Source organism: bacterium, assembly GCA_009926305.1.
Lineage (GTDB): Bacteria > Bdellovibrionota_C > UBA2361 > UBA2361 > RFPC01 > RFPC01.
The window spans coordinates 1-7,233 of record RFPC01000103.1; the positions used below are offsets into that span (position 1 = coordinate 1).

Consider the following 7,233-nt stretch of genomic DNA (forward strand, 5'->3'; position numbering starts at 1 on the left):
GAGGTGCCGCAATTTTTCAAGTATTGCTTTGGCTCCTAAGGAATTCGCATACGAGATAAGGCCTCCACGGAAAGGGGGGAACCCGATTCCCATAACGGTACCAAGATCAATCTGATTTGCTGCTTCTTTTCCAGGAATCCCCGCAACTCCTTCGTCAAGACAACGAATCCCCTCATTTATCAGACTCATAATGAGTCGATCTTCTATAACTCTTGGGTCTCCGACTTCTCGCTCGTTTGTAATCCCGAGAAGAGAACGTATTTCAGAGTTTGGCACCTCGTGCCCATCGCTATACTCATAGAAGCCTTTTCTAGACTTCTTCCCAAGGAGCCCTTTCTCTACGAGCTTTCCAACCGAGCCCCGGCTTTTCATTCGTTCGCCATATCCGTCTACCATAATTTTCGCAACATGCTCTGCGACATCAAGTCCAACCTCATCAAGCAAGCGAATTGGCCCCATTGGCATTCCAAATTTCTGAGCAGCGCGATCGATGTCTTGAATTCGATATCCCTCCTCTAAAAGTGCTCCAGCCTCATTAAGATAGGGACTAAGAATGCGATTCACGAGAAATCCAGGCACATCTTCCACTATGATCGGGAACTTTCCGAGTTTTGTCGTGAGCCCAGCCACAATAACAACGCTTCGATCGTCTGTTTGCTTACCACGTACAATTTCTACCAATGGCATTTTCTCAACAGGATTGAAAAAATGCATTCCGACGACCCGTTCAGGATGAGCAATCCCTTCCGAGAGCTCTGAAACGGAAAGAGATGAAGTGTTAGTGCAGAGAATGGCTTGAGGCGCGACTTCAGCAGCAAGCTTCCCAAGGACAGCTTTCTTCACATCCATTTTCTCAACAATCGCCTCTACAACAATGTTGACCTGGTCGGTTCCGCTTGGATTCTCTGTACCTGTACGAATTCTCTCCAGTATTGCGGTGCGATCTTCCCCAGAAAGATATCTTTTCTTCTCCAGGGATCGGGCAATCTGAGCCTTCCCTCTTTCTAAGGCCTCCAATTCCGTGTCTTTGAGGATTACTGGGATATTCTTTTGGGCAAATGCTCCCGCAATTCCAGCCCCCATAACTCCAGCACCAACCACAAGACTGTTGAGGGCTCTTAAATCATCCTTTGCCGCTTTTCCTATTCTTTTTGAGCCTTCAGTGAGGAAAAAGAGATTTACCAGAGAGCGGCTCTCTTGGGTTACGAGTAGTCGACCAAGTTCCGCTGCTTCATGGGCGTACCCCTTTTTTGTTCCAGCACTGAGTCCGAGGAGTACGGCTTGAAGAGCTGCTGGTTGAGCGGGATAGTTTCCTCTTGTTTCTTTCATTATTGCAGCTTGAGATTTTCGTTCAACCAGGTGACGCCCAAGCCATGTATAGGTAAGAAATTTATCGACTAACGAAATCTGATTTTTGAATGGCAAAGCTCCCTTCCTGCGCGCAATTGCATCGGCGCGAGCTAAGATATTTGCTGGAGCGAGTACCTCGTCTACTAACCCATATTTTTTTGCTTGGCTCGCTTTGAGAGTTTTTCCCGGAAGAATGATCGAAAGAGCTTTCTGAATCCCAATCAGTCTCGGGAGTCTTTGTGTGCCGCCCCAGCCGGGAAGGATACCGAGCTTCGTCTCGGGAAGCCCTATCTGAGAACTCGGATGAGTAGAGATGAGCCGGAAATCACAAGAAAGAGCCAACTCGCATCCACCACCAACGCACGGTCCACTAACAGCAGCAACGGTTGGGCATGAAAGGTCTTCAATCATCTGAAAAACAGCTTGTCCCTCTTTGCCGAGCTCTTCGCCTACCAGTGGATCTTGGATTGATTGAATCGCGTTTATATCTGCACCCGCCGCAAACATATTTTCGCGGGGACCAGAAATAATTACTCCTTTCGGTTTTAGTGATTTGAGTTGAGCGATTGTTTCCTTCAGCGATGCCATTCGCTCACTGGTAATAGTGATGACGCGCTCTTCCTCACTTCCGAGAAAGATGGTGTATACGCCGTCATGTTCAACGACATTAACCTTCCCTGCTACTGGTGTTGAGTGCGAAAGAGTTGATTCCATATCTACGTCCCCGAGGATTTGTTGCCCTACTGTCGTACTGTAATGTCCTTAAAGATTCAACAGAGATGATGCTCTTGGTGCTATGGGAACCGGAAATAGGGAGAGCTTTTTCCGATTTCAGAGCCTGCAGAGAGGGACACGGTTAGCATGTTTCACTGGAGTGACCGCTGACACGCTCGAGCGTATAGGAAGGAGGGCAGCGAATTGTTGGGGGCTGGCCCTACTGGGGAGTGGAGAGCTCCAAGTGGGGCAAACTTGTTAATTCCATAGTAAATACATATATATAGAGTCGCATGTGGCTACCAAAAGGCTGTGTCTGTGGTCTACTACCTGTTGGTTGCCAGAAGAGGGACGATTCAGTAAAAGACTAAGGATATGCCCGTCTTATTCAGAGGGGAGAAAAGCACGACTTGCCCCGAAGGGGGAGGTGGTTTTGCAACACCGTTTTTCTTGCTATTTTAAGGGAGTTGAGGCTCTCTAGGATACGGCGGAGTCACGGAGAACCTTTTGAGAAGCCGCGAAAGTCTGAAATTAGTGAGTTTATAAGTAAGTTGAGGTAGGTACACGTGAACGATTTCATGAATCAGATACAGAATTTCTCGGATCCTGGGCAGGTGATAACGGTAGCCAGTATTTCTACCTGCTTGGTACTGTCTTTTCTCTTGTCTCTCGTCGTGGCAAAGACGTACCAGATTACATACCGCGGTGCCTCTTTCTCGCCCTCGTTTATGGTCACCCTCGTCATGTGTTCGATGGTCATCGGTGCGGTTATGCTGATCATTGGTTCGAATATCGCAAGGGCGTTTAGCCTGGTTGGAGCTCTTTCAATTATTCGCTTTCGAAACGCTGTGAAAGACCCGCGCGATGTAGCGTACATCTTCTTGTCGATGGGTATTGGCATGGCGTGTGGAACAGGTTTCTATACCGTTGCGATTGTCTTAACCACTATTACCTGCGGTGCTTCTATTCTTCTAGCTCTTGTAGAGTTTGGCGAACACGGGCTTACGGAGCGATTGGTTCGGGTTCAAATACCACTCACGAATGATTTTGAAGGGATATTTGATGATACGCTGAAGTTGCACTCAGAACAGTTTAGTCTCGTTTCAGCCGAGACGACTCGTATGGGAACCGAGCTTGAGCTTACTTTCTCTATTAAAGTTCCAAAGAAGTTTAGTGCCGCGAAGCTTATTGAAGATCTCTCCGCACTTAATTCGAACTTACGAGTTCAGGTTGTCGGCTCAAATCATTTGATTGACCTCTAGTAAGGGGCTAATGAAAAGAAGCGTTTTGTAAAGTTTGTATGGCCAGATTTCGGCATGAGTTAAAGTATATTCTTCCTCTGAATCGGGCAGATGAGCTGTTCGAGGATGCATTGTCGTATTGTGATTATGATCCTCATGTAAACGCGACCCACTCCTATGAAATAGCGAGTATTTATTATGACACTGCTGATCTTCGGTTCTACTATGACCGGGAGGAGTCAGTAGGATATCGAAGAAAAATAAGACTTCGTTCTTATAATACTCAAGGGAAGTCCACAGCACTGTTTATTGAAATCAAGGAAAAGCACAAGCAGTTCGTAAACAAGAAGCGTGTTAATCTAAAGTCTCCCGAAATACTCGACCGATTTGAGTTCCACAATCAAATTCCACTCGGCGCGATTCTTGAAGAACTAGAAGATTCTGATGCGGCTCGAGAGTTATTATATCTTCAAGATCGTCTTGAGCTTTTTCCAGTGGTCAACATTCGATATCATCGCAGACCACTTATCCCGCGGTATGAAAATGATATGCGTATAACCCTTGATACGCGAATCACAGCCGGTGGTGAAAACTTAGCGATGTATAATGATGCCCAGGAGAAGTCTATTATTGCTCCTGACCTTGGAGTCTTCGAGGTCAAGACGAATCAAGCCGTGCCAATGTGGCTTCAGTCAATTTTATGTCGGTATTCCCTTCCCCAGACGAGGTACTCAAAATACTGTCTTGGGGTAGATGCTATTTTCGGAAGAGGGGGAAAACAGTGGCTTCTTTCATCGAATGATGACGTAGGTAGTGCGCGTTCTCCATCATCCGGTAATGGCGGGACTGCTGGTAATGGAGGGGGTTCATCCAGTGGTGAGACTTCAAATAGTGATGCTCCTAATGGAAGAGACCTCAGCTCAGAGAGTCTCGACAGCCACTTATTAGGGTAAAAAGCACTCATCAGATAAAGAAATGCAGTTGAGTATTGTTGAGCAATCTTCAGGAATACTCCAGTTTTCAGTAGTAATAATGGCCAGTTTTCAACTATAGCCTCCCGCTTGATGTTAAAACCATTTAAGATCAACGGTATGGCTCCCCTGAAACAACTTTCGCAGCTCTTTTATTGCCTGATTCTCATTGGTTTTAGCATTCCTGTGCAAGCGGAGAGCCTCCAACAGGTGTTTTTTCGTGTCGTGCATGAAGAGAGTATGCCAGAGCGCGCTAGCAGTGCACTTCAGGTCGCAGTAAGTGATTATCGTTTATCTAATGGGGCTCTCGTCTCGCTGGTAAGCGCGGTTCATATCGGTGACAAGGAGTATTATCAAAAACTGAATGAGCTTTTCAGGAGCTATGACATTGTTCTCTACGAGCTTGTTGGTCCTCCTGGTGCAACGCCAGTTCCTGGAGCGCAGCGAGGAGGATTGGTCAATGTATTACAGGAAGGATTTGCACGATTCCTATTTGCAAGCCTTCAGCTAGATGAGATCGACTATTCTCTCCCGAACTTTGTCCATGCAGATGTTTCTCTGGAGGACTTTCAACGAGAGGCAAAAAGTCGAGGAGAGAATTTATCAGTTCTTCTTGGGAAAGTGATGCTTAATCTTCTACTTGCCTCTACCGTTCAACAGATGGATAGCGTTACATTTTCGGCTCCAGAAGTCATAGCGCTCTACCTTGATGTCTCGGCAAGAAGATTATTTTTTGCCGAATCGTTGGTGCATTACACGAAGACATTCTCCTCTACTAGCCTTTCTCCGATAGAATACTACCTGCTTGATTTTCGAAATGCGCGTGTGCTCAGGGTGTTGAGGGATGTCTTGCGTTCCCAACCAAGGCCTGAGCGAATAGCAATTTTTTATGGCGCTGCTCACATGGCTGATATTGAACGGCGTCTTCTTCATGAATTCGGTGGCAGGCTCGTTGAGACCCGTTGGATTACTGCATGGCAGTTGTAGCAGGGCATCTCTGAGATTCTCTGATGCCTTCTCTGCGAGCTTTCGGGAGAGACAAGAGGAGTAGGGTCCGCTGCGTGAATTTTGCAATGCTCCCCTAAGATTCAAGCTCCCAAACCTTCACTAATGTACAGGAGGAAACGATATCCTTGGCTACTATTAAAAATGGTGGTTTGGCATGGCGACATTCGATGAGAAGTCTCTGAGGCGAGATGGGCTTTTCTTTGGAATATTTATGTTGCTCACATTACTTTTTTTAGGGCCCGTCTTCTACCTCCTCTTTCTCTCTATTCTTTAATGCGTAAGAATCCATCCCTAAGAGGTATCTTGAGCAATGGATGGCGCCATGACTTTAATCTTCTATGATTTTGAAACGACTGAATTAAGTAAGCTTGGACAGATTCTTAATTTTTCTTTTATCGTAACGGATGAGCAATTCTCTATTGTTGATGAATATAGTGATCTGATTCGGATTGAGCGGACAGTATTGCCGCATCCTGGTGCCATTCTCACTAATCGAGTCGATGTTCTCGACCACCAAAAAAAAGCAAAGCTCTCTGAAAAGGAAGCCGTCTATGCGATAGCGGAGTTTCTTTCACGACATGTTGAAAACTCATCTGATGTAAGAGCATGTTTAGTCGGTTATAATTCCGCAAAATTTGATCTTCCGTACCTCAACACTACATTTATCCGTAATGGGGTAAATCCTTTTGGACGTTGGCGTAATGTCGACCTCTTTTATCTGTCTCAGAAGTTATATCATCGAGATGAGAAACTTCGTGATCTTTTATCGGAGTCTCAATGTAGCGAGAAAGTAAGTCTCTCATTGGAGAATCTATGCTCCTCCTTTGGTTTGCTCAAGGGCGCGCAGTCACATGAAAGTCGTTCTGATGTTCTGCTGACTATCAAGTTGGCAGAGTTTTTCGCATCGAGGGGAGAACACGTAGGGACTCAATATTACTATGAGGTGCCTCGGAAGATGAGGCCAGGTGACGTGTTTTGGAGGATTCGCCCCTGGCCGAACTACGACTCCACGGCGACGCCTTTTCTGCTACTGGCTGACGAGAAAAATAGCACACTCTGGGGAGATCTTGAGCGAGCAAAGGAAATTATGAGTAGTGAGAAGAGAGATATCGGAGAAGCCTGTCGGTATGTCTCAAAAGCGAACGAAATGTTTGCCGGTCTTGGCGGCTCACTGGATTCGTACTCAAAGGTCATCGAGAGGCTTAAAGAGGAGTTTTTAAATATTCGAATCAGTGATTTCTATGGAGAGAATACCTGCGATATTGAAGATGATATTTTTCGTTTTCCTCTAAGACGACTTGGTGATCTTCATCGTTTATTCACACGAGAGATCTCTTCATCGTCGATACCTGAAGGGGAAAGAGAGGCAAAGGAACTTTTTCTTCGGCATCGGTTAAGAGAGTATGCGTGGGGTGGTGAGCATGATCAGATGGTTTGGGAGAAATTTGAGACGTTTGTGAAAGAGAAGTTCGGGGGAAAGTGCTTGCTGAAGCAGGGAGGTTTCTATCCTTCCTATGGGGATTTGCTTTCTGATACGAAAAAACAAAAAGAGGAGGCCACCCGAGATGAAGATCGTTCCCTTATGGCGAATCTTTTACAGTTTTATGCCGAATCTGACATTGGACGAGTAATGCAAGGGAAGCACCCTTCAGGATATGCAGCATAGATAAAACGTCGCTCATAAGGGCAGGTGGTAATTCTGGAGCGGATCGTCTATAATGCGTTGGCGGGAAGCGCGAGCTGATAAAGCCACAAATGAGACGATCTCAGGAGAGGACTATCCGTACGTGGCAACGAGGGGATCTCGTTTGCAGCAAAGTTCCACGAAATGCTGCTTACAGTGTCCCACTTATACAGTGTCCCACTTATACAGTGTCCCACTTATATAGTGTCCCACTTATATAGTGTCCCACTTATATAGTGTCCCACTTATATAGTGTCCCACTTAT

General features: G+C 46.0%; 5 protein-coding genes. 4 read left to right on the plus strand and 1 reads right to left on the minus strand.

Annotation, left to right across the window (positions count from 1 at the left end; genetic code table 11):
- Positions 1-2,064, minus strand: a 2,064-nt coding sequence (locus EBR25_11845; GenBank protein ID NBW41676.1) for a hypothetical protein, incomplete at its 3' end; no start/stop codon positions are given.
- 578 nt (positions 2,065-2,642) lie between these two features.
- On the opposite strand from EBR25_11845, the gene EBR25_11850 reads away from it, so the two are divergent.
- The 4 genes from EBR25_11850 to EBR25_11865 all read left to right on the plus strand — a co-directional run bounded on the left by EBR25_11850 (position 2,643) and on the right by EBR25_11865 (position 6,950).
- Positions 2,643-3,326, plus strand: a complete 684-nt coding sequence (locus tag EBR25_11850) for a DUF4956 domain-containing protein (GenBank protein ID NBW41677.1) — start codon at positions 2,643-2,645, stop codon at positions 3,324-3,326.
- 38 nt (positions 3,327-3,364) lie between these two features.
- Complete coding sequence (locus EBR25_11855) at positions 3,365-4,258, plus strand: polyphosphate polymerase domain-containing protein (GenBank protein NBW41678.1); 894 nt, start codon at positions 3,365-3,367, stop codon at positions 4,256-4,258.
- Between the two features lie 138 nt (positions 4,259-4,396).
- Complete coding sequence (locus tag EBR25_11860) at positions 4,397-5,263, plus strand: hypothetical protein (protein ID NBW41679.1); 867 nt, start codon at positions 4,397-4,399, stop codon at positions 5,261-5,263.
- A gap of 331 nt (positions 5,264-5,594) precedes the next feature.
- The gene (locus EBR25_11865) at positions 5,595-6,950 is read left to right on the plus strand and encodes a hypothetical protein (protein NBW41680.1); all 1,356 of its coding nucleotides are present in this window, start codon (positions 5,595-5,597) and stop codon (positions 6,948-6,950) included.
- Positions 6,951-7,233: the final 283 nt, after the last annotated feature.